This is a genomic window from Amycolatopsis sp. NPDC114505 (assembly GCF_055633615.1).
The window spans coordinates 1,482,616-1,504,242 of sequence record NZ_JBVKDV010000003.1 but is presented as its reverse complement, the minus strand read 5'-3'; the positions used below and the strand labels follow the sequence as shown (position 1 = coordinate 1,504,242).

General features: G+C 71.4%; 19 protein-coding genes and 2 pseudogenes. 18 read left to right on the top strand and 3 right to left on the bottom strand.

Annotated features, from left to right (window positions below; genetic code table 11):
* Position 1: 1 nt before the first annotated feature.
* The 4 genes and pseudogenes from ACZ7OU_RS36265 to ACZ7OU_RS36250 all read left to right on the top strand — a co-directional run.
* On the top strand, positions 2-1,510 hold the full coding sequence (locus ACZ7OU_RS36265; RefSeq protein ID WP_470258699.1) for a right-handed parallel beta-helix repeat-containing protein: 1,509 nt from the start codon (positions 2-4) through the stop codon (positions 1,508-1,510).
* Positions 1,511-1,540: 30 nt separating this feature from the next.
* Positions 1,541-2,482, top strand: a complete 942-nt coding sequence (locus ACZ7OU_RS36260) for a glycoside hydrolase family 25 protein (protein ID WP_470258698.1) — start codon at positions 1,541-1,543, stop codon at positions 2,480-2,482.
* 316 nt (positions 2,483-2,798) lie between these two features.
* Positions 2,799-2,946, top strand: a pseudogene (locus tag ACZ7OU_RS36255) (IS5-like element ISMt1 family transposase); the annotation flags it as partial.
* A pseudogene (locus ACZ7OU_RS36250) lies at positions 2,940-3,083 on the top strand (IS5/IS1182 family transposase); the annotation flags it as partial. The pseudogenes ACZ7OU_RS36255 and ACZ7OU_RS36250, both read left to right, overlap by 7 nt.
* A gap of 99 nt (positions 3,084-3,182) precedes the next feature.
* On the opposite strand, the gene ACZ7OU_RS36245 reads toward ACZ7OU_RS36250, so the two are convergent.
* Positions 3,183-5,021 (bottom strand): glycoside hydrolase family 5 protein, encoded by a 1,839-nt coding sequence (locus ACZ7OU_RS36245; protein ID WP_470259034.1) that lies wholly within the window; start codon positions 5,019-5,021, stop codon positions 3,183-3,185.
* Between the two features lie 223 nt (positions 5,022-5,244).
* Between ACZ7OU_RS36245 and ACZ7OU_RS36240 the strand changes: the two genes are divergently transcribed.
* From ACZ7OU_RS36240 to ACZ7OU_RS36205, 8 genes are all read left to right on the top strand, one after another.
* Positions 5,245-7,557, top strand: coding sequence for an ABC transporter permease subunit (locus ACZ7OU_RS36240; protein ID WP_470258697.1), 2,313 nt, complete (start codon positions 5,245-5,247; stop codon positions 7,555-7,557).
* 28 nt (positions 7,558-7,585) lie between these two features.
* Positions 7,586-8,545 (top strand): glycine betaine ABC transporter substrate-binding protein, encoded by a 960-nt coding sequence (locus ACZ7OU_RS36235; protein ID WP_470258696.1) that lies wholly within the window; start codon positions 7,586-7,588, stop codon positions 8,543-8,545.
* An 88-nt stretch (positions 8,546-8,633) separates the two neighbouring features.
* A complete protein-coding gene (locus ACZ7OU_RS36230) occupies positions 8,634-9,119 on the top strand; it encodes a YbaB/EbfC family nucleoid-associated protein (protein WP_470258695.1) in 486 nt (161 codons plus the stop codon).
* 21 nt (positions 9,120-9,140) lie between these two features.
* Complete coding sequence (locus ACZ7OU_RS36225; protein WP_470242837.1) at positions 9,141-9,479, top strand: hypothetical protein; 339 nt, start codon at positions 9,141-9,143, stop codon at positions 9,477-9,479.
* Positions 9,476-10,615, top strand: coding sequence for a hypothetical protein (locus ACZ7OU_RS36220; protein ID WP_470258694.1), 1,140 nt, complete (start codon positions 9,476-9,478; stop codon positions 10,613-10,615). The genes ACZ7OU_RS36225 and ACZ7OU_RS36220 overlap by 4 nt, the downstream gene beginning before the upstream one ends.
* 29 nt (positions 10,616-10,644) lie before the next feature.
* The gene (locus ACZ7OU_RS36215) at positions 10,645-11,253 is read left to right on the top strand and encodes a hypothetical protein (protein ID WP_470258693.1); all 609 of its coding nucleotides are present in this window, start codon (positions 10,645-10,647) and stop codon (positions 11,251-11,253) included.
* An 80-nt stretch (positions 11,254-11,333) separates the two neighbouring features.
* The gene (locus ACZ7OU_RS36210) at positions 11,334-12,182 is read left to right on the top strand and encodes a phosphatase PAP2 family protein (RefSeq protein WP_470258692.1); all 849 of its coding nucleotides are present in this window, start codon (positions 11,334-11,336) and stop codon (positions 12,180-12,182) included.
* A complete protein-coding gene (locus ACZ7OU_RS36205) occupies positions 12,179-13,189 on the top strand; it encodes a YdcF family protein (protein ID WP_470258691.1) in 1,011 nt (336 codons plus the stop codon). Before ACZ7OU_RS36210 ends, ACZ7OU_RS36205 begins: the two co-directional genes overlap by 4 nt.
* Here the strand turns inward: ACZ7OU_RS36205 and ACZ7OU_RS36200 are convergent.
* Positions 13,186-14,376: an FAD-dependent monooxygenase gene (locus ACZ7OU_RS36200; RefSeq protein WP_470242832.1), complete on the bottom strand. Its 1,191-nt coding sequence runs from the start codon at positions 14,374-14,376 to the stop codon at positions 13,186-13,188. The two genes, ACZ7OU_RS36205 and ACZ7OU_RS36200, sit on opposite strands and share 4 nt — an antisense overlap.
* Positions 14,377-14,486: 110 nt before the next feature.
* Between ACZ7OU_RS36200 and ACZ7OU_RS36195 the strand changes: the two genes are divergently transcribed.
* From ACZ7OU_RS36195 to ACZ7OU_RS36170, 6 genes are all read left to right on the top strand, one after another.
* Positions 14,487-14,969 carry a MarR family winged helix-turn-helix transcriptional regulator gene (locus ACZ7OU_RS36195; RefSeq protein ID WP_470258690.1) on the top strand — a complete coding sequence of 161 codons (483 nt, stop codon included), beginning with the start codon at positions 14,487-14,489 and terminating at the stop codon, positions 14,967-14,969.
* Between the two features lie 177 nt (positions 14,970-15,146).
* Entirely contained in the window at positions 15,147-15,392 is a 246-nt protein-coding gene (locus ACZ7OU_RS36190) for an ATP synthase subunit c family protein (protein WP_470259033.1), read from the top strand.
* A gap of 131 nt (positions 15,393-15,523) precedes the next feature.
* On the top strand, positions 15,524-15,853 hold the full coding sequence (locus ACZ7OU_RS36185; RefSeq protein WP_470258689.1) for an effector-associated constant component EACC1: 330 nt from the start codon (positions 15,524-15,526) through the stop codon (positions 15,851-15,853).
* Positions 15,846-18,464: a caspase, EACC1-associated type gene (locus ACZ7OU_RS36180; RefSeq protein ID WP_470258688.1), complete on the top strand. Its 2,619-nt coding sequence runs from the start codon at positions 15,846-15,848 to the stop codon at positions 18,462-18,464. The genes ACZ7OU_RS36185 and ACZ7OU_RS36180 overlap by 8 nt, the downstream gene beginning before the upstream one ends.
* Before the next feature lie 94 nt (positions 18,465-18,558).
* On the top strand, positions 18,559-19,197 hold the full coding sequence (locus tag ACZ7OU_RS36175) for an HD domain-containing protein (protein ID WP_470258687.1): 639 nt from the start codon (positions 18,559-18,561) through the stop codon (positions 19,195-19,197).
* Positions 19,198-19,219: 22 nt separating this feature from the next.
* Positions 19,220-20,131 (top strand): NADP-dependent oxidoreductase, encoded by a 912-nt coding sequence (locus ACZ7OU_RS36170; protein ID WP_470258686.1) that lies wholly within the window; start codon positions 19,220-19,222, stop codon positions 20,129-20,131.
* A 47-nt stretch (positions 20,132-20,178) separates the two neighbouring features.
* On the opposite strand, the gene ACZ7OU_RS36165 is transcribed toward ACZ7OU_RS36170, so the two are convergent.
* Positions 20,179-21,621 carry an alpha/beta hydrolase gene (locus tag ACZ7OU_RS36165; RefSeq protein WP_470258685.1) on the bottom strand — a complete coding sequence of 481 codons (1,443 nt, stop codon included), beginning with the start codon at positions 21,619-21,621 and terminating at the stop codon, positions 20,179-20,181.
* Between the last annotated feature and the right edge of the window lie 6 nt (positions 21,622-21,627).

Sequence of the window (21,627 nt, the reverse complement as noted above, 5' to 3'; positions counted from 1 at the left end):
CATGAGACGAATACGACGGCGGGCTCTGCTGGTGACCACGGCGATCGCCGCACTGTCGATCGGCACCGCGGCGGCCGCGGTGCCCCAGGCCGGCTCCGGGGCGGGCGGGTGCTTCGACCCCGCGGCGTTCGGGGCGGTGCCGGACGACGGCGTGGACGACCGGGCGCCCGTCCAGGCCGCCCTCGACGCGGCGAGCACCGCGGGCGGCGGCACGGTGTGCCTGGGCAGCGGGCGGTGGCGGGTGTCCCGCGCGCCGGTCGGCTCCTACGACCGCTTCGCCGCGCTGTCCACCCACGGTGCCCACGTGACGCTCACCGGCACCGGGCCGGGCTCGGTGCTCGAACTGGTGGGAGACCAGCAGGCCAGCGCGGTCGCGGTGGTGTCGCTCGACCCGGGGGCCAGCGACGTCACCGTCCAGCGGCTGATGATCGACACCTCCGGCGCGACCAACACCGACGAGCAGACGCACGCGATCGCGATCGGCTCCGGGGTCTGCACGACGGCGAACGGGACCTGCTCGATGCCGGTCACCGACGTCACCGTGCGGGACGTCGTCTTCGCCCACCCGTCGGCACCGGGGGCGCGCAAGGGCGACTGCATCCGGGTGCTCGGCAACACCCCGGCCACCGCGGTCAAGCGCGTGACGATCGCGGGCGGGTCGTTCGTCAGCTGCGCCCGCTCGGGAATCGGCGTGCAGCGCAACGTGGTCTCGCTGGCGGTGCTCGGGAACCACTTCGGCGAGCAGATCGGCGACACCGCCTTCGACGGGGAAGCCACCGGCGGCGACTGGGACGACGGCCTGCGGCTCGAGGGGAACTCCTTCGCCGATTCGACGGTGAACTTCAGCGCTTCGCTGACGTCCTACCGGCACGCGACGATCACCGGGAACACCTTCAGTGGCAAGGGACTTTCGCTGTACCGCACCGAGGACGTCGTCGTCGCGGACAACACGTTCGACGTGACCGCGGTGAGCGGGGCCGGGGTCGTCGACGCGCAGAACGTCGCCACCGGCGACAAGATCGCGGGCAACATCATCCGGCGTCACGGCGTGTCCGGCCCCGGCATCCGGATCACCCCGCACAGCGGCGGGATCCCGGCCCAGGTGACGGTCACCGGCAACACGATCGCCCTGGACGGCAACGCGGACGGGATCTACGGCGACTCGGTGCGCGAGATCGGCGTGCGCGACAACGACATCACGTTCACCGGCGCCGCTCCCGACGGCTCGGGAATCACGCTGCAGGGGATCAGCGGGCCGATCGAAGACGTGATGATCACGGGCAACACCGTGGCGGGCGCGAGTCCCTACTTCGCCGCCGTCCGCCTGGATTCGCGGCCCGAACCGTTCCACGGCGTCACCGTCGCGCTGAACTCCGCCCGCGGCGCCGCCCGATCGCTGCAGTGCTCGCAACGCGCACCGGGCGGGTTCCCGCCGTCGATCGTTTCGACCGGCAACCGGTGGCCCGTCGCGCCGACGTGCCCGGTCGCCACGCTCGACCCGGGCCGATGACCGGCACGTGATCCGAAGGGAGAACCGACCATGGCCAGGGGAACCGACGTCCATCCGTTCTACCAGCGCGGCCTGCGCTGGGACCAGGTGACCGACCTCGCGTTCGCGTGGGTCAAGGTCTCCGACGGGGGAGCGCCCTACACCCGCACGGAGGGCGGCGTGGTCTACCGGCCGGACACCCACGTGGCCGGCGCGAAGGCGCGCGGGATCCCCGTCGGCGGCTACCACTACGCCCAGCTCACCCTGGGCCCGGAGGCACAGGCCGACCTGCTGCTCGGCGAGGTCCGGCGGCTCGGCGCGCTGGGTGTCTCGCCGATGCTGGACCTCGAGGCCCCGTTCCGCCCGGACGCGGGGGCGCGGGACTTCGGGACCGCGTTCTGCCGGCGCGTCGCGGCGGCGGGCCTCCGGCCGGCCGTCTACATGAACGCGTCGTTCGCCGGCGCGCTGCGCCCGGACCAGTGGGACGTGCCGGACCTGGTCATCGTGATCGCCCGGTACGGTGCTCGCCCGGAGGCCCCCGGCGCCGCCCGGTACCCGGGCCGCTACGACGTCCACCAGTACACGAGCAGCGGCAGCCTGCCCGGCTCGGCGGGCGCCGTCGACTTCGACGAGTCCTACACCGCCAACCACCTAGACCCGGAGCGTGCCATGCCGTTCACCAACTACGACTTCGACCAGCTGATGTGGGCCAACGTCTTCGACACCGCCGACGGCCGCAGCTACGGCCAGTTCGTCAAGGACCTGGACGCCAAGGTCGCGGCGCTGGCCTCCTCGCTCGACGCCGTCACGAAGCTGATCACGGACAGCTCGGCGCACCCCGTCGACCCCGACCAGCTCGCGGCCGCGCTCGAAGGCAAGCTGATCGCCGAGCTGGTGCCGGCGGTCACCGAGGCGGTCACCCGGGCGGCCGGCGCCGAGACGGCGGACGAGGTCCGCCGGATGCTCGTGGAGCGCCTCACGTCCCCGGCGTGACGTTCGGGCCGGGAGCCGACCATGCTTGGTACGGGCGCGAGTGACGGAAACTCCCGGTGTCCGGCACCCGATCGCCCGTCTTTGCGGCACCGGGATCGCAGCCGCCGTCAAAGGTACCCGCGGATCCGAAGCTCCTGAAACAGCCCTAGGGCCTGTCCTCAAAGCGGGTGCGGGTGGTCTGAAGGGGCGTCCGCGGGTGGATGACCGTCTACAACCGGTTCTGGCGGCTGGTCGCGCACCGGCACTCTGTCCGCGTTGGTGGCGAAGGTGCAGGTGCTCGCCCGGGGCGATCGACGAACTCGACCGTGCAGTGTCGGTCGATTCCGGCATCGTGCGGGCGCATCAGCACGCCGCCGGCGCTCGCCGTGTCCCCGCGCCTCGCACAGGGGGCGAGCGGATCCTGCGGCGGGCAGAGCGAGCCAGGTGATCATGCCATCGGCCGGTCCCGCGGTGGACTCAATACCTGCGCCGACGCCGCATCCCGGCGACCATCCCCGAACGCCGGGACCGACGAGCCAACCGGCTGCGCCGTGGTCGAGCCGGTGGCCGCCCACCGGCCTTCGACCGTGTCGCCTACCGGCGCCGCAACATCGTGGAGCGCCTCACGTCCCCGGCGTGACGGCCGGGCCGAGAGCCGATCGTTTGCCTCCGTAACCGCGTGGGCTGAAGGGCCCAGCCCGCGCGCTCCCGACGCGCGACCCTAGCCGCGGCAGAGCAGTGCGTCGGGTGTGCGGTTCGAGCCGATGCGGCCCGTGTACGCCACCCCGGCGACGTACTCGCCCGGTGCGCACTGTCCCTTGTAGTTGCCCGAAGCGAAGTCTCCGCCCGGGTCGCCGGCCGGGCGGTTGTCGCCGCGGTCGAACCAGACCGTGTGGCCGGTGCGGCCCAGCGTCGTGGGGGAGCGGCCGCACAGCACCGCCGAAACCGCCGCGCCCCGGACGCTGTAGCCGACCACGGCGTGGTCCGGCGGGCACTGCGCCTTGGTGTACCCGGACGCCCAGTCGGTGTCCACATAGGACTCGTCGCGGACCGTGGTGTACGACGTCGGCGTGGGCAGTGTGCCGGTGCAGAGCCCGCGGCCGCCGGTGTGCGCCAGGCCGGTGAGGCGCTGGCCGTCGGGGCAGGCGCCCTTGCGCGCGCCCGGATCCCAGTCGCCGAGCGCGCGGACCGCGCGCGACTCCTGGAAGTCGGCGTAGTCCAGGTTGAGCATCGACCAGTGCTCGGCCGGCGCCACCTGCCCGGCGCGCGACGGCGCGGTCACCAGCCGCTGCCAGGCCGGCCCGCGCCAGTCGGTGCCGTCGAGGACGTCGATGCGGTGGCCGGCGGCGTCCCACGCGAGCAGCGACCACCCGTCGCCGCTCCCGTTCGTCTGGAAGCCCACGGCGGGCCAGTAGGCGAAGTCGGTGTCGGTCTCGGCGAGGTAGTTCACGAAGTTCTCGAAGAAGGTGCGCGACGCCGGGTCGGTCGTGTTCCGGCCCTCGCCGAACTCGCTGATCCACAGCGGCGCCGTGTAGTGCTTCCCGGTCTCCGCGGAGACGAAGAACGCCTGCCGGTACAGGGTGTCGCGCAGGTCCTGGGGCGAGAGGTCGCGGTAGCGCGGGTCGTGCGTCTCGCCGATACCGGTCGCGCCGGAGTGGTTCGGGCCCGTGTAGCCGTAGAAGTGCGCCGAATAGACGAGCTTCCCGGAGTCGATCAGCGTGTGCGACAGCGTGCGGGCGGGCTCCAGCGTCGGCCGTCCGTGCGCGAAGCCGTCGATGGGAATGCCGGTCCAGTTGATGCCCTCGACGATGATCAGCAGGTCGCGGTTGGCCTCGGTCAGGATGCGGTCGGCGACCTGCTGACTCGCCCGCTGCCAGTCCGTGCCGTTGCCCCAGCCCCAGTTCGGGTCGTCGAAGGTGTTGCGGCGCACCTCGTTGTACAGGTCGGCGCCGACGACGCGCTTGTTCGCGGCGTAGCGGCGGGCCATGAACAGCCAGTCGTCCTGCCACTGCTGCTCGCTCTGCGCGGTGTTCCAGCGCTCGTTGCCGTCGAGCCCGCAGCACCAGCGCGACGTCGTCGTGTGGTTGTTGAGGATCACGGCGAACCCGCGCGCGGTGAGCCGCTCGACGACGCGGTCGTACACCTGCAGCGGCGTCAGGCCGTGCAGGCCGGGGTTCGCCGGCAGGTCCGGCACTGCCCGCGTGTCGTGGATCATCGTGTTGGAGAACTGCAGCCGGACGCTGTTGAGGCCCAGCTGCGCGAGCCCGTCGATCACGGTGTCGATCGAGGCGCGGTCCAGCCCGAGCGGGGTCTGGTAGGCGATCTCGCCGGCGTGGTGGTTGGCGGGGTCGTTGACGTCGCCCGAGCCGGTCCAGGTGCCGCTCGCGCCGTGCCAGTTGGCGGACTTCAGCTTGAAGCGGTCGCCGTTCGCGTCGACGATGTACCGCCCGCGGGTGCTGAGCGGTCCGGCGAAGGCCGGCGGGTCGCCCGCGGCCGACGCGGCGGGGGCGGGAACGACCACGAAACCGACCGCGGAGAGCACGGTGAGCACGACACCCAGGATTCTCACGGGCGGAGGTTAACCAACCTACCCACGAGTTGCATACGGCCAAGAGGATCAACCCGGCGGTGGACAGGACCACGCGGACGTGTTGGGCTGGGGGTGACTTTCCGCCCCCGCGACGTCCGAGGAGCACGGTCTGAGCCTGTCGGAGTACCTCCGCGAGAACTGGATCGACGTCGTCAACGACGCGATCCTCCACGCGGACCTCACCCTCGCGGCGGTGGCGCTGGCCGTGCTGATCGGGATGACGATCGGCCTGCTCACCTACCGGCGGCGCTGGCTCGGCTCGCTGGCGACCACCACGACCGCGGCGTTCCTGACCATCCCGTCGATCGCGCTGCTGGGCATCCTGATCGGCCCGTTCGGGCTGGGGCTGACGAACGTCCTGTTCGCGCTGGTGCTCTACGCGCTCCTGCCGATCACGCGCAACACGATCGTCGGCCTGCGCGGGGTCGACCCGGCCGTGGTGGACGCGGCGCGCGGCATGGGACTCGGGCGCGCGCGGGTGCTGTGGCGCGTGCGGCTGCCGCTGGCCTGGCCGGTGATCCTGTCCGGCATCCGCGTCTCGACGCAGATCACGATCGGGATCGCCGCGATCGGCGCGTACGTCAAGGGTCCCGGGCTCGGCAACGAGATCTTCGACGGCCTCGGCCGGTTCGGCGCGGTCAACTCGCTGAACCAGGTGCTGACCGGCACGCTCGGGATCGTCGTGCTGGCGCTGCTGTTCGACCTGGCCTTCGTGGTGCTCGGCAAGCTGACCACGCGACGGCGGCCCCGGTCCCTGCCCGAAGCGGTGCCGGGGGAGACCGTCGGCACCGCGGGCGAGACGATCGAGCTGCGCGCGGTCAGCAAGCAGTACCCCGGGCAGGCGCGGCCCGCGGTCGACGGCCTCACGCTGCGGATCCCGGCCGGCGAGATCGTCGTGCTGACCGGGCCGTCGGGGTGCGGCAAGACGACGACCATGCGGATGATCAACCGGCTCGTCGAACCCACCTCGGGCGCGATCACGATCGGCGGCACCGACGTCACGGCGCTCGACGTCGACGAACACCGGCGCCACACCGGGTACGTCATCCAGCAGATCGGGCTGTTCCCGCACCTGCGCGTGGACGCCAACATCGGCGTCGTGCCGCGGGTGCTCGGCTGGACCCGGCGCCGCGTCGCCGGCCGCGTGCGGGAGCTGCTCGACGTCGTCGGCCTGACCCGCGAGCACGGCCTGCGGTACCCGCGTGAGCTGTCCGGCGGCCAGCAGCAGCGCGTCGGCGTGGCGCGGGCGATGGCCGCGGACCCGCCGGTCATGCTGATGGACGAGCCGTTCGGCTCCACCGACCCGATCACGCGGGCCCGGCTGCAGGACGAGTTCCTGCGCCTGCAACGGGACGTGCGCAAGACGATCGTGTTCGTCACCCACGACTTCGACGAGGCGCTCAAGCTCGGCGACCGGATCGCCGTGCTGCGCCCGCGTTCGGAGATCGCGCAGTACGACACGCCCCAGGCGATCCTCGCCGCGCCCGCCGATGACTACGTCGCGTCCTTCGTGGGCTCGAGGCGGAACCTGAAGCGGCTCGCGCTGATCCCGGTGGCCGATCTCGACCTCGGGCCACCGGCCGGCGGGCTGCCGCCGATCCCGCGCGAGGGCACCTTGCGGGACGCACTGGACACGATGGTGCGCACCGGAAGCACCGCGGTCGCGGTGAACGGGCGGACGCTCGACGTCCCCCGCCTGGTGGCGGCCCTCCAGCCCGCCGGGGAACCGCCGCCGGCCGCGGCGGAAACCGAGCCGGCCACGGCGTCGGCGCCGTCGCGGCCTCGACGGCGCCGGCTCGGGCTGCTGGTCCGCCCGGTCCTCATCGCCCTCGCCCTGCTGGCGCTCTTCCTGCTCGTGCGCGCACAGCCGATCGACTCGATCGAACAGCGGTACCTCAACGCCGGGGAGATCTTCGCCGAACTGGGCGCGCACCTGTGGCTCACGCTGATCTCGACGGCGTGCACCCTCGCCATCGCCCTCCCGCTGGGTGTCCTGCTGACCCGCCCCGGCGCGCGGTGGGTCCGGCCGATCGGCCTGGGCCTGGGCAACCTCGGCCAGGCGATCCCGTCGATCGGGCTCGTCGTGCTGCTCGCGCTGTGGATCGGCACGGGTACCGGGACGGCGGTGACGGCGCTGGTCGTCTACGCGACCTTGCCGGTGCTGCGCAACACGATGGTCGGGCTCGACGGCGTCGACCCGACGCTCGTCGACGCCGCGCGCGGCATGGGCATGACGAAGACGGCGATCCTGTGGCGGATCGAGCTGCCGCTGGCCGTCCCGGTGATCCTCGCCGGGATCCGCACGGCGCTGGTGCTCACCGTCGCGAGCGCGACGCTCGCCACCTTCATCGACGGCGGCGGTCTCGGCGGCGGGCTCGTCGCCGGGATCGGGCTGTACCGCCCGATCCTGAGCCTGACCTTCGGCATCGTCGTCGCCGCGCTGGCGCTGTTCGCCGACTGGCTGGGCCTGGTCGCGGAGGAGGTCCTGCACCCGCGCGGAACGTAAGCCGACCACGATCCCAGGAGGACGACCCATGCGACGCACGACTGCCGCTGTTCTCGCGCTCGTCGCGGTGCTGGCCGCGGGCTGCACGATCGGCAAGGACCAGCCCGGCGCCCAGGTGCGCGAGGGGTCCATCAAGAAGATCGACGCGCTCAGTGGCGCGCAGATCCGCGTCAGCTCCAAGGAGTTCGACGAGCAGCTGCTGCTCGGCCAGATCGCGCTCGTCGCCTTGCAGGCGGCCGGGGCGAGCCCGCAGGACAAGACCAACATCACCGGCTCGAGCAACGTCCGGCAGGCGCTGACCAGCGGCGCGGTCGACCTGTACTGGGAGTACACCGGCACCGCCTGGATCAGCTACCTCAAGCAGACCAAGCCGATCGCCGACCCGCAGGCGCAGTACGACGCGGTCAAGCAGGCCGACGCCGCCAACGGCGTCACGTGGTGGGCCCGCTCGCCGGCCAACGACACCTACGCCATCGCGGGCAACCCGGCGACGGTGGGCAAGACCGGCGTGAAGACGATCTCGGACTACGCGGCCCTGGTGAACAAGGACCCGGCCGGGGCGTCCACCTGCATGGGCCCGGAGTTCAAGAGCCGCGACGACGGGTTCCCCGGCCTGGCCAAGACCTACGGGTTCAGCCTGCCGGACCCGCAGGTGCACCTGCTCAACGACGCCGTCGTCTACACGAGCATCGGCAAGGGCGACCCGTGCGGCTTCGGCTCGGTCGCCTCCACCGACGGGCGCGTGGCCGGGCAGAAGCTGACCGTGCTGGACGACGACAAGCACTTCTTCCCGACCTACAACCCGGCCATCGCGATCGCGTCCGGCGTCGCGGGCAAGTACCCGCAGCTGGAGCAGCTCTTCACCCCGATCGCGGCGAAGCTCGACACGGCGACGCTGACGGACCTGAACAAGAAGGTGAGCGTGGACGGCCAGAAGCCGGCGACGGTGGCCCACGACTGGCTCAAGGCGGCGGGCTTCATCGGCTGAGCCGTTCTTCGCATTCCGGCGAAATGCCGCGGCGCGGCTGCGGATCTGTCATGCTCCGGCAAAGCTCCCCACCGCGAAGGAAGTGACGATGTCGGCCGAGATGGACCAGCTGATCGCCCAGTTCGAGACCTTCCAGTCGAAGGTGCGCCAGGCCGAAGCGCGGTTCGCGGGCGTCGGCGACATGCAGGAGCGGATCGCCCAGGTCGAGACCACCGTGACCTCGCCGGACGGCACGGTGACGGTCGTCGCCGGGGCCGGCGGCACCGTCACCGACCTGCGGCTGACCGCCGGCGCGATGCACCTGGAAGCGGGCCAGCTCGCCCAGCGGATCATGGCCACCCTGCGCCAGGCCGTGGCCGGGGCCGCCCAGCAGCAGGCCGGCATCGTCGACGAAGCGTTCGGCGACCAGCTCGGCGTGGACGTCAGCGGGCAGGTCCGGCAGGCCCAGGCCGAAGCGTTCGGAACCGCGGCGCCGGAACCCGCGTCGGAGCAGCAGGCGCCGCGGCCGCGACGCCGTCCCGCACCGGGGGACGACGACGACTTCGACCAGGGCCCGATCCTCCGCCGCTCCTAAAGACCCGAGGGAACTTCCGCGATGTCAGACGGAATCCAGACCAACATCGACGCGATCTCCGGATACGCGCGCCAGCTGCCCTTCTACGAGGGGGAAGCGGACAAGTTCGGCGCCAAGATCGACGCCGCCGACGTCACCGACACGGCCTGGGGCGTCGTCGGGATCTGGGCCAAGCAGGGCTACACCGACCGCCTCGGCGAGCTGCGGTCGCTGCTGGGCGAGCTCAAGGACGGCGTCGACGGCCTCACCACCAAGATGACCAAGGCCGCCGAGATGTACCGCGGCACCGAAGAAGCGGGCGTGATCGCCTTCGGCCGGTACGAGGCGGAGATCGACGCGATCGGGGAGCAGGGCAAGTGACCGAGCCGAAGAAGAGCATCGCCGACGCGCTGGACGTCCAGCCCTACGACGAGAGCATGAGCGCCAACCTCGACCGCGCCGCCGAGGCCACGCCGGTGGTCGGCACGCTGTACAAGTCCGGCAAGTCGATCGCCGAGCACGCCCAGCAGGCGGCGTCGGCGGACGGCGTGGGGGAGCTGGCCTCGGCGGGCAAGGCGCTGGTCGGCGACGGCGCGGGGTTCGTCGCCAGTGCCGCCACCGACATGGTCACCTTCGCCATGGACCCGATCGGCTGGCTGGTCAGCCACGGGCTCAACATGCTGCTCGAGCTGGTCCAGCCGCTGCAGGACGCGCTGCACGCGGTCACCGGCGACGGGCCGGCCATCGGGCACGCGTCGGAGAACTTCAGCACCATCGCGCACGGCTTCGTCGCGCTCGCCGAGGACTTCGAGCAGACCGGCGACACGGCGCTGGCCGAGTGGGTCGACGAGGCGGGCAAGGCCGCCAAGGAGGCGCTCGGAGACTTCTCCTCCGGCATCCGCGGCGTCGGCTCGGCGGCCGGGTCGGTCGCCGAGGTGCTGCAGATGTGGTCGATGGTCATGCAGGTCATCGAAGAGGTGATCAAGGCGATCATCACCGAGCTGGTGTCCTGGTTGATCACCATCTGGCTGCCGGCGCTGGCCGCGTCGGTGATCAGCTTCGGCAGCTCGGTCGCCGCGGCGATGACGGCGTCCATCGCCAAGGCCGCGAGCGTGCTGCAGAAGGTCACCCGCTACCTCGGCAAGTTCGGCAAGCTGCTCGACACGTTCATCGAGTTCCTCGCGAAGTACTCGACGAAGGTCGTGGAGATGACCCGGAAGTTCCGGCTCGGCCGGTACGCCGGCGAGTCCCGCTTCGGCCTCGACACGCTGGAGAACGCCGCCCGCGTGCCGTTCACGCCCGGCAACCGCGCGCTGACCACGATGTTCGGCACGTCGGTCGGCGCGAGCCCGCTGGTCGCCGGCGCGAGCGTGAAGGCCGGGATCGCCGCGGGCAAGACGGCGTTCACCGAAGGCAAGGAAGCCGTCACCCCCGAGGAGGACGAACCGTGGTTGAACAAGAGCGGGATCGGCGGGGACCAGAGTCCGGAAGAGACCCGGCGGAACTTGGACATCTAGAGCGGAAGGCCGTCGAGTTCGGCGACCGGATGGAGTCCGTCGCCGACGCGGCGCAGGTGCGCCCGGGGTTCCGGGAGCGCGTGGAGGCGGTGCTGCGCGACCGCTGGCGGGAGCCGGTGATCGTGCTGCGCCTGAGTGATGCCGACCTGCGGTACGCCGTCCCCGGCCGCCGCGAGGACGGCACGGTCGAGGGTTCGCAGCCGGTGCTGCGGGCCCTCGGCAACGTCGCGCGCGGGATCGGCGCGGCGGTGGGCTTCGTCGCGTACCTGGCGAGCGCGGCCGGCAGCGGCGGCGGCAAGGGCGAGCGCGCGGTCCACGTGACCGGCCCGGCGGACGCCCAGGTCCTCGAGCCACTCGACCGGCTCCGGCGGGCGAAGGGCCCGTGGCTGGCGTGCTCGCCGACGTCGGTCGCGCTGGTCGACACGGGCTCGACGTACCTGGACCCGGCCGACGCGCCCGAGCCGCAGGTTCTCTGGGAGGCACGGGGAACGGCTGCTCCGGAGGTGAGCTTCCGCAAGCGGACGCTCACTTGGCCGGACGGCTCGCGGTTCAAGTTCCCGCTGAAGAGCCGTACGGAGGATCAGCACCTGCGTCAGTTCCACTCCGCCCCGGACGAGGTCCGCTGGCCGGAGCGCTGACCGCGAACCCTCGGTGTGCGTCCGGCCACAACAGGTAACTACTCTGTTCGGAGTAGTGCGACACCTGTTGGAGGTCCCGGTTGGTTCCCGCCCGTCACTGGCTGGTCGTCGCGGCCGTCTGCGCCGTCGTCCTGGTGGTCGTCTACCTTCTCGCCGTCTGGACCGTTCCGGGGCAAGCGCTGGAGAACGCCGCGCTGCGCGGAGCCGACGAGGCCGCCGCGCGTGACCAGGACGTCGCCGACGCGAGCCTGAGCCGGATCACCGTCTACTCGCTGGCCGTCGCGGTCGTGCTGGTCGGTGTCGTCGGCCTGCTGCGACGGCGGTGGGATCTCGCTTTCGCGGCCGTGGGCGTGATCGTGGCCGGCCAGCTCGTGACGCAGGTGCTCAAGCGGTACGTACTGCCCCGGCCGTCGCTCGTGCCGCTCACCGGGCACTACGCGAACAACAGCCTGCCGAGCGGGCACACCACGATCGCGATGACCGTGCTATTCGCCGCCCTGCTCGTCATGCCCTACCGCTGGCGCGGCGTGACGCTGTTCCTGCTGCTCTCCTGGTCGGTCGGCATCGGCGCGTACACCGTGACGGCGAAGTGGCACCGGCTCTCCGACACCCTCGCCGCCGACGCGGTCGCGCTCGGGCTCGCCTGCCTGGCGTCGTGGTGGCTGGCGCGGCGTGGGGCCGTGCGCCACCACGACGGGCCGCGCCGGATCCCGCGGGTGCTCGTCGTGACCGTCGCCGCGCTCGGCGGCGTGGTGTTCCTGGCCCTCGGCACCGTCCTCATCGGAGCGTCGCTGGCCAACGGCTACGAGGAAACCGTGCGGGACAACGCCTGGGTCGTCTACCTGGCGGCGAGCTCGTTCGCCTCGTTCGGGTCCATCGCGGCGGCGCTGACGTTCCTCGCGACCTGGCGCCGGCTGGAGATCGGGTGAACCCGGCCCTGTTCCTGCTCGCCGCGGCCGTCTTCTGCTTCGCCGTCTTCCTGGTCAGCTTCCTGCTCGACCGCCGCAAGCTGCGCAACGGTTTCTACCTCTTCTTCGCGCTCGCGTTCTTCGGTCTCGCGGCGCTCGCGCACCTGGCGTCGGTCTCACCGGAGGCCGCGGCGATCGTCGCGTTCGGGCTGTTCGCGTTGGTTCCCCTCACCATCGTCGTGCTCGCGGTGTTCCTGATCGGCAACGGCGTGACGATGCTGCGCCGCGAAGGCCGGCGCCCGGCGAACCTGCTGTCGCTGGCCGCCGGGGCCGGCATCGTGGCGCTGATCGTCTTCGGCTTCGTGGTCGGGCAGCTCGGCTGGGCGCCCCTCGAAACGGTCCGCGACAGCGTCGACGGGATCGTCGCGTACCTGTCGTTCCTGTTCGTCTGCTTCCTGCTGTACTCGCTGGTCTACGGGCACGTCCGCAGCCGCCGCCCGCTCGACTTCGTCGTGGTCCTCGGCTCCGGCCTGCTGGGTGGCAAGAACGTCCCGCCGCTGCTGGCCGGCCGGCTGGACCGCGGGCGGCGGGTCCTCGAAGCGGAGTACCGCAAGGGCCGCGCGCCGCTGCTGGTCACCTCGGGCGGGCAGGGGCCGGGGGAGGACCGGCCGGAGTCGCACGCGATGGCGGACTACCTCGCCGACCGCGGTGTCGCCCGCGAGCGGATCGTGCTCGAAGACCGGTCACGGACCACGCGCGAGAACCTGGCGTTCAGCGCCGGCCTGATGTGCTCGCGGAAGCCGGGCTACCGCTGCGTCGTCGTGACGAACAACTTCCACGTCCTGCGCGCGGCGCTGATCGCCCGCGAGGTCGAGGTGAACGGCCAGGTGATCGGCGCCCCGACGGCGTGGTACTTCTGGCCGAGCGCGACCTTGCGCGAGTTCGCGGCCATCGTCGTGGACCACCGGATCGTCAACGGCGTCGTGTGCGCGACGATCATCCTGGCGAGCGTGCTGAAGAACCTCTAGCGGCCGGGGAAGTCCGGCAGCGTGAGCGCCGAGTGCTCGGGCCGCGGCGCGGGCGCCGGCGCTTCCGTGAGCCGGCGCAGTGCGGCGTTGCGCTGTTCGAGCGCCTCCGCCGTCGTCGGGAACAGCGTGGCCTTGCCTTCGCTCACCAGGGCCTGGTTGCGTTCGACGAAGTCCCGCACCCGGCTCTCGTAGGCCGCGAACGCCGCCGTGTGGTCCGGGATCGTGGCCAGGGCCTGGCCGAGCATGTAGGCGCCGACGAGGGCGAGGCTCGTGCCCTGGCCGGTCAGGAACGACGGCGCGTGGGCGGCGTCGCCGACGAGCGCGACGCGTCCGTCCGTCCACCGCGGCAGGTGGATCTGGCTGACGACGTCGAAGAACAGGTCGTCGGCCTCGCGCATCGCCGCCACCATGCGCGGGATTTCCCAGCCCTCGCCCGCGAAGGTCGCCGCGACGAGATCGCGTTGCGCCTCGGGGTCCCGGAACGCCTCGATCGGCGGGTCCGTCCTGGCGAAGACCAGGAAGCCGTGGACCTCCTTGCTTTCGAGGACGGCGTAGAGCGCCGCGCCCTTGCCCGGGGTGCTCCACGTGAGCCCCTCGCGGTAGAGGCCGAAGTCGTTGGGCAGGGTGAACCCGGCGAAGCTGTAGCCGAGGTAGTGGTGGAACTGCTTCTCGTCCCCGAAGACCAGCCCGCGGGTGGCCGAGTGCAGGCCGTCGGCGCCGAACACCAGGTCGTAGGTGTCCTGGCGGCCGCTGCGGAAGGTGACGTCGACGCCGCCGTCGTGCTGCGTCAGGGTCTCGATGCTGTCCTCGAACCGGAAGTCGGCGTCGTCGCGCACGAGGTCGTACAGCGTGCGCGTCAGGTCGCCCCGCCGGATCTCGACGTCTTCGCCTTCGACACCGCCGACGATCGCGTTGGGCTCCAGCGAAGCCACCTCGCTGCCGTCGGTGTCGAGGAAGGTCAGCCGGCGCGACGAGATGTGCAGGTCCCGCAGGCGGGGGAGGATCCCCATCCGCCGGGCGGCGTCCAGGGCGGTGCCGCGGACGTCGATCGGGTAGCCGCCCTCCCGGATCGTGGCGGACTTCTCGACGACGGTGACCGCGAACCCGGCCTTCCGCAGCCAGAAGGCCAGCGCGGGACCGGCGATGCTCGCGCCCGAGATGAGCACGGACCGTGGTGTGGTGTTCATGATGACCCCCGATAGCTAAGTTAGGTATCTATGTCGCGGGTGCGACAATGCCGGGGAAGACCTGCAGCATGACGCAACTGTATACCTAAGTTAGCTATCTAAGGGGTGTGATGGCCGCCACTGACGCCGGCGACGAGCTGCGGTCCGTACTGCCCCGGCTCGTGCAGCTGGGCAACCTGATGAACCGCAGCGGCCTGGGGGAGCGCGCGCTGAAGCAGATCGGCGCCGACCTCGACCGGCCCGGGCTGTCGATCCTGCTGGCCCTGCACATGACCGGCAAGGCGATGCGCGTCGGCGAGATCGCGGACCGGATGCAGGTGGCCGGCCCCCACGTCACGCGGCACCTGCACGTGCTCGAACGGCGCAAGCTCGTCAACGGCCTGGCCGACCCGGACGACCGCCGCGCCCGCTTGGTCGAGCTGACCCCGGAGGGGGCCGACCTGGCCGACCGGTACGTCTCGACGCTCCTCGGCTGGTTCGGCCAGGCGCTGTCGGGCTGGTCGTCAAAGGACCGCCAGGCGTTCTACGGCTTGCTGCTGCGCTTCACGGACGACCTGGCGGCATTCCTCTCGGCGGCCGGCGAAGAGGACTGACCTCTTCTTCGCTCTTCGCTGTGAGCGAAAAGCCGTAACGCATTCCGTGCAGTTTCCGGGCGTCCGTTTTGTGATATCCTTGCCGTGTTCGAACCATCGGTTCCGGTGAATCCCTCTCTTCGACGCAGCTGCCTGTTTCTCTTGATTCGGTGTGCCACGATCTGAAGGGGAATGTCCATGAACGACGCTGTTCTGGCCCAGACCGCCAACATCAACCCCGGCCTCGCCGCCATCGGCTACGGACTGGGCGCGATCGGCCCGGGAATCGGTGTCGGCCTCATTTTCGCGGCCGTCATCAATGGTACCGCCCGCCAGCCGGAAGCGAAAGGGAAACTGCAGACGATCGGGTACTCGACCTTCGTGCTGACCGAAGTTCTCGCGTTGATCGGCATCGTCGTGTACTTCATCACCTCCACGAAGTAAGAAGGCCGCCGCCCGCGCTCGACGAAGGTCGGGCGCGGGCAGCGGCATGTCCGACGTTCGAGGAGAAACCTGTTACAAGGCCGGTCCCGCGAGCGACTGGTGGTAGGTGTCCCTTTTCGAGCGGAGGTCGAGTGGAGCTCACGATCAGCGCGGACGGCGACGAACAGGCTCTCGAGCAGTTCTATCACTGGCTCCGTCAGGATGTGGACGTGGTGCGTTCGGCGACGATCAGCACCGCGGGATCGCCGAGTACTGGCCACATGGGCGCGGTCGAGGTCATCTGCATGTCCATCGGCTCCCTGACCGGTCTGGCCAACCTCGGTGTCGCGTGGGCCAGCTTCCTCCGGTCCAGGAACGCCACGCCGCCGGTGAAGTTCACCGTCGTCGGGCCGCTGTCCGACGAACAGCTCGCCATGCTGAAGAGCGCGAACCTCCCCGTGGGCACGGGCGACGATGAGTGACGCGACCGGTCCCCGGGCCGGACTGCCCGATCCGCGCGCTTCCCGGGCGGTGCTCGTCGGTGTTTCCGACTACACGTCGCTCGAAGGACTTCCCGCGGTCGGGAACAACATCGAGACGCTGCACCAAGTTCTGACCGACGCCGACCTGTGGGGGCTGCCGGAGGAGAACTGCGTCGCCCTGCTCAACCCGACCTCGGTCGACGACGTGCTGGAGGCCGTGCACGCCGCCGCGTCCGAAGCCTCCGACGCCTTGGTGTTCTACTTCGCCGGGCACGGACTGCTCGACGACCGGTCCGAGCTCTACCTCGGCTTGCCGAACGCGGCCGGCGACCGGTTGTACCGGGCGGTGCGCTACGACGACATCCGCCGCGAGATCGTGGGCACCGCGCGCGCCTGCTACGGCAAGGTCGCGATCCTGGACTGCTGCTACAGCGGTCGTGCGCTGCAGGGCGGCATGGGCGGCTCGGTCGAACTCGCGGACCACGCCCGGGTCGACGGCACCTACCTCATGACCGCGTCCGCGGAGACGAGCGTGGCGCTCGCGCCCGCGGACGAGCGCTACACCGCGTTCACCGGCGCACTGGTCGACAAGCTGGTCCACGGCCTGCCGGACGGACCCGACCTGCTCGACATGGAGACGCTCTTCTACCACGTGCGGGTGGACCTGCAGGCCCGGCACTTCCCGGTGCCCCAGCAGCGGACCCGCAACGACGGCAAGGCGATCGCGCTGGTCCGCAACCGGCACCGCGTCGCCCTGCGCACCACGCACGGAGCGGCTGACGACGCGACACGCGCGCTGCCGCAGCCGCCGGCCGGCCTGGAGGCGCTGCTCCGGCGCCGCCCGGCCGACATGTACGCCGAGGTGCAGGCGTTGCGCGCGCACGGGCGGGAGCAGGCGGGCGACCAGCTCCTGGCCGCGTCGGCCGCGTTGCGGGCGGACCAGGAGGTCGCGGCGATCATCGCGCTGCTCGACCGGCAGGGAGCCGCCGAGGACGTGGGCACCGCGCTCGCGGCCGCGGCTCAGCGGCCGCCGGTCGAGGTGCTGCGGATCGTCGATGCGCTGCACGACACCGATCTGCCGGAGCTGGCGGCCGGGCTGGTGCGGGCGATCGGGCTGTGCAAGTTCGCCGATGTCGCGAACGTCGCCTGCCTCTTCCAGGCCGACGACCGGGCCGCCGAGCTGATCGAGCTGCTGAACTCCGCGTTCGACGCCGCGCAGGCCGGAGGCTCGCTGATCGAGCTGATCAACTCCCTGTGGCTGGGCGGACTGCGTGAAGAAGTGGACCGGTTGATCGTCCGCGCGGCGGGAAACCTCCCCAGCGCGGACATCGCCCTGCTGGCCGACGAACTGCGGGCGGTCGGCCGGGAAGAGGTGGCGTTCGGCCTGTACGCCGCCTCAGCCGACACTGTGGCCACACGGCCGCCCCGAGCCGTCGCTCAGCTCTGCAAGGCGATGACCGACGCAGGCCGCACGGCCGACAGCGCCGGAGTCGCGCACGCCGTCATCGAGCGCGCTCACGACGTCGATTCGCTGCTCGACCTCATGACCATCTTCTGGGAGACGGACCAGGAACCGCACGCCGACCGGACGCTGACCCGGGCCGCCGAACTGCTGTCGAACGCCGATGTCACGGCCCTCGCCGCCGCGTTGCGTCTCCGCGATCACGATGAGGCGGCCTTCCGGCTCTGCCGGCGTGCGTTGGTGTCCCGGCCGGCGCGATCGGCATTGGAGATCGTCGCCGCACTGCGCGAGGAGGGGCGCCCGGTCGACGCGAGGAAGCTGCTCGAACAGGTCGCGGGGCAGGCGGCGGTGGGAACCGTGGTCGAGCTGCTGCGCGGATGCGGTGACGGCGACCGGCAGCGAATCCTCCGGGGGACGGTCGAACGCGGGCCGGAGTTCTGTGCCGCGCTGCTGGCCGCACTCGTTCCCGTCGACGCGGTCCTCGCGCGCCGGTTCACCGATCTGGTCACCGAATCCGTCGCGGCGCACCCCGAGCTGGCCGTGATCATCATCGATCGCCTGGAGCCGTCGATGAAGGAGCGGATGTTCGCGAGCCTCGTCGACGGCGACGACGTCCAGGCGTTGGTGAACCTGGTCCGCACCCTGCCCGCCGGCGAAGCCGGGACGCTGCTGTTCCTCGCGGTCCGCGCGGGAAGGCCGTCGCTCGGCGACGTCTTCGACGCCCTGTCGGCCGACGGCTCGGTCGTCGGTCACCTCACAAGCCAGCCGGCGGAGCGGCTGGGCCCGCTGCTCCGCGGACTGCAAATCGAGTTTCCGTCGTACGCCGACGCGGTGCTGGCCGCGACCACGGCGGCCGGGCGGGGCGAGCGTGCGATCGTGCACGACATCGTCTTCCTGTTCGGCTCCGGCGAAGCGGAGGTCGGCCGGTCTTTGCTGCGCAAGGCGCTGGCCGGGCGTTCGAGTACCGAGCTGAAGAGCATCGTCGCGACGTTGCGGGAGCACGACCAGCCCGAATCGCTGGCCGCTGCCGCCGACTGGGTCCGGGAGACCTACGCGTGGATGGGGTCGAACGCGGACGGCATCCTCCGTCAGCTGGGGCTCCGCGATCACATGACCCGCAAGACGTGGTTGCCCCGGCGTCGGCCCTGAGGGACCCGCAGCGACATACGTTACATAGGTTGACCGTAACTCAACATCGGTCTACCGTCGGTCCTGCAGGCGCCTGAGAGAAAGGGCGAAGGTCATGACCGAAGTCATCGCGGGCATCGAAGTCCCCGACACCGCGGCGGTCGCCGAGGCGACGCGGCATCTCCAGGAGACGACCGGTCCGCTCGTCTACCACCACTCGCGCCGGGTCTACTTTTTCGGCCGGATCCATGCCGAACGGCTCGGCGTCGCCCCGGATCCCGAGTTGCTGTACCTGGCCGCCATGTTCCACGACACCGGCCTCGCGACGCCGTTTTCCGAGGTGGAGCAACGCTTCGAGGTCGATGGCGCCGACCACGGGCGCAAGTTCCTGCTCGAGCGTGGCTTCTCCGCCGCGGCCGCCGAAACCGTGTGGACGGCGATCGCGCTGCACACCACGCCCGGCATTCCCGGCCGCATGGGGCCGGAGGTCGCCGGGACGCACTTCGGGGTGCTCACCGATGTCGTCGGGTTCGGGCTCGGTGAGCTGGACACCGACCGGGTGGGGGAGATCCTCGCCGTGCACCCGCGGGGCGACTTCAAGAACGAGTTCCTGACCGCCTACTTCGAAGGCCAGAAGGACCGCCCGGACACCACCAACGGCACCGTGAACGCCGACGTCATCGAACACTTCCTCCCCGGCTTCCGGCGTACGACGACCGTCGACCGCGTGCTCGGTTCCGCCTGGCCGACCTGAATCGGAGCAAACCGTGAAAGCCATGAAAGCGATCGTCGCCACTGATCGGGACGCGGGCGTCGGCGGGCTCAGCCTGACCGATCTGCCCTACCCGCACGCCGCCGAGAACGACGTCGTCGTGCGGGTGCACGCCGCGGGCTTCACCCCCGGTGAACTCACCTGGCCCGCCTCCTGGACCGACCGCGCCGGCCGTGACCGCACGCCGAGCGTGCCCGGGCACGAGCTGTCCGGCGTCGTCGTCGACCTGGGCTACGGCACCACCGGGCTCACCGTCGGCCAGCGCGTGTTCGGCCTCGCCGACTGGACGCGCAACGGCTCGCTGGCCGAGTTCACCGCCGTCGAGGCGCGCAACCTCGCGCCGCTGCCCGCCGACATCGACCACACCGTGGCCGCCTCGCTGCCGATCTCCGGACTGACCGCGTGGCAAGGACTCTTCGACCACGCCGGGCTCACCGCCGGGCAGACCGTGCTGATCCACGGCGCCGCCGGTGGCGTGGGGTCACTCGCCGTCCAGCTCGCCCGGGAGGCGGGCGCCCGGGTGATCGGCACCGGCCGGGCGCACGACCGTGACCTCGTGCTCGGCCTCGGCGCCCATGCCTTCCAGGCCCCGGACGCCGATCCGGGGGAGCGGGCCGACGTGGTCTTCGACGTCTTCGGCGGCGACGTCCTCGCGAAGTCGGCCGCGCTCGTGCGCCCGGGCGGCACCCTGGTGACCATCGCCGAGCCGCCCACGGTGCGGCCGGAGGACGGGCGCGCCGTCTTCTTCGTGGTCGAAGCCGACCGTGCCCGGCTCGCGGACCTGGCCCAGCGGGTGCGCGACGGCCGTCTCAAGCCCCTCGTCGGCGACGTGCGCCCGCTCGCCGAGACGGCCGACGCGTTCGCCGGCCCGCGGCGCCGTCCCGGCAAGACGATCATCCGGGTGGCGACGGACTGAAGAGCCGCGCCGCGAGCCGAGTGCTCGCGACGCGGCTCCGGGGAGAGTCAGCGGTTCTCGGCGGCGCAGAACTTGTCGTGCGCCGGCCGCGAACCGGTGACCAGGAACTCCGTCACCGTGCTGGTGCCGCACTGGTTCGGCGCGAACAGGTAGGCGCCGTGCCCGCCCTGGTCGACGGTCACCATCCGGGCGCGGTCGCCGAACGCCGCGCGCAGTTCGCGGGCGCCGGCCAGCGGCGTTCCCGGGTCACGCTCGTTCTGGATCATCAGCACGTTCGCCGGGCCCCGCCCGGTGATCCGCACCTTCGGCTCGACCGGCGCCGACGGCCAGAACGCGCACGCCGCGATGTTCGCCGAGGCCGCGCCGAGCAGCGGGTACCGGACCCGGTCGACCGCCACGTCCCGCTGGTAGCTCGCCACCGACCGCGGCCAGGCCGTGTCCCCGCAGAGCACGGCGAACCGCGCCGAGAAGAGGTTTTCGGCCACCTCCGCCGCGGTTTCCGGCAGCTTCGGGGCCTGACCCCGGTCCAGGGCCTGCCAGTTCTTCGCCAGCGGTGTCAGGTCCGTGCTGTAGAGCCCCTCGAACGTCAAGCCGCGGAAGACCGACCCGGTGATGCCTGCGACCGGGGTCCGGTCCAGCCGCGCGGCCAGCTCGTGGAACTTGGCGGTCACCCGCGCGGGCGTGCCGCCGAGCCCGTACTCCGGGTGCGCCGCGGCGAACTTCGCGAAGTCCGGGAAGCGGTCCTCCATCCCGCGGCCGAAGCCGCGCATCGCGTCGATGTCGTAGCCGCCCGGCCCCAGGTTGCTGTCCAGCACGAACCGGTCGCTGCGCTCGGGGAACATCGTCGTGTACACCGCGCCCAGGTACGTGCCGTAGGACGCGCCCAGATAGGACACAGTGGACTCGCCGAGCGCGGCGCGGATGCGGTCCATGTCCCGCGCGGTGTTCGCCGTCGTGATGTACGGCAACAGCGGCCCGGTCTCGGCGCCGGCGCACTGCCGGGCTTCTGTCTTCGCGAGCTCCGCCTGCTTCACGACGTCGCCCGGGCCCTTCGCGTACGGCAGGTTGCCGACGGCCATCTGCTCGGGTGTCAGGTCGCAGGTCACCGGGGTGCTGTGCGCGACGCCGCGCGGGTCGAAGCCGATGATGTCGTACTCGTCGAGCACGCTCTGCGGCAGTTTCACCAGCTTCAGCAGCTGCGGGTAGTCCAGGCCTTCGCCGCCGGGCCCGCCCGGGTTGGTCAGCAGCACGCCCCGCCGCTTCTCCGGGTTCTTGCTCGGCAGGCGCGACACCGCGACGTCGATCTTCCGGCCGTCCGGGTTCCGGTAGTCCAGCGGGACCTTCATCGTCGTGCACTGCAGGTCCGGCGTCGGGAACGCCCCGGCCGGGCACGCGCCCCAGTCGAGCCCGCCCGGCGCGGCGGAGGCCGCCGGGACCACCACGGTCGAACCCAGCACGGCCACGGCCGCGGCCAGCAAAGTCTTGCGCATCGGATT

Excerpts from the sequence above, each read along its gene's own strand:
- ACZ7OU_RS36215 (WP_470258693.1), top strand. The coding sequence starts at position 10,645 with ATGGAGTCCGTCGCCGACGCGGCGCAGGTGCGCCCGGGGTTCCGGGAG.
- ACZ7OU_RS36175 (WP_470258687.1), top strand. The coding sequence starts at position 18,559 with ATGACCGAAGTCATCGCGGGCATCGAAGTCCCCGACACCGCGGCGGTC.
- ACZ7OU_RS36200 (WP_470242832.1), bottom strand. The coding sequence starts at position 14,376 with ATGAACACCACACCACGGTCCGTGCTCATCTCGGGCGCGAGCATCGCC.
- ACZ7OU_RS36180 (WP_470258688.1), top strand. The coding sequence starts at position 15,846 with ATGAGTGACGCGACCGGTCCCCGGGCCGGACTGCCCGATCCGCGCGCT.
- ACZ7OU_RS36225 (WP_470242837.1), top strand. The coding sequence starts at position 9,141 with ATGTCAGACGGAATCCAGACCAACATCGACGCGATCTCCGGATACGCG.
- ACZ7OU_RS36195 (WP_470258690.1), top strand. The coding sequence starts at position 14,487 with ATGGCCGCCACTGACGCCGGCGACGAGCTGCGGTCCGTACTGCCCCGG.
- ACZ7OU_RS36260 (WP_470258698.1), top strand. The coding sequence starts at position 1,541 with ATGGCCAGGGGAACCGACGTCCATCCGTTCTACCAGCGCGGCCTGCGC.
- ACZ7OU_RS36170 (WP_470258686.1), top strand. The coding sequence starts at position 19,220 with ATGAAAGCGATCGTCGCCACTGATCGGGACGCGGGCGTCGGCGGGCTC.
- ACZ7OU_RS36235 (WP_470258696.1), top strand. The coding sequence starts at position 7,586 with ATGCGACGCACGACTGCCGCTGTTCTCGCGCTCGTCGCGGTGCTGGCC.
- ACZ7OU_RS36230 (WP_470258695.1), top strand. The coding sequence starts at position 8,634 with ATGTCGGCCGAGATGGACCAGCTGATCGCCCAGTTCGAGACCTTCCAG.
- ACZ7OU_RS36165 (WP_470258685.1), bottom strand. The coding sequence starts at position 21,621 with ATGCGCAAGACTTTGCTGGCCGCGGCCGTGGCCGTGCTGGGTTCGACC.
- ACZ7OU_RS36190 (WP_470259033.1), top strand. The coding sequence starts at position 15,147 with ATGAACGACGCTGTTCTGGCCCAGACCGCCAACATCAACCCCGGCCTC.
- ACZ7OU_RS36265 (WP_470258699.1), top strand. The coding sequence starts at position 2 with ATGAGACGAATACGACGGCGGGCTCTGCTGGTGACCACGGCGATCGCC.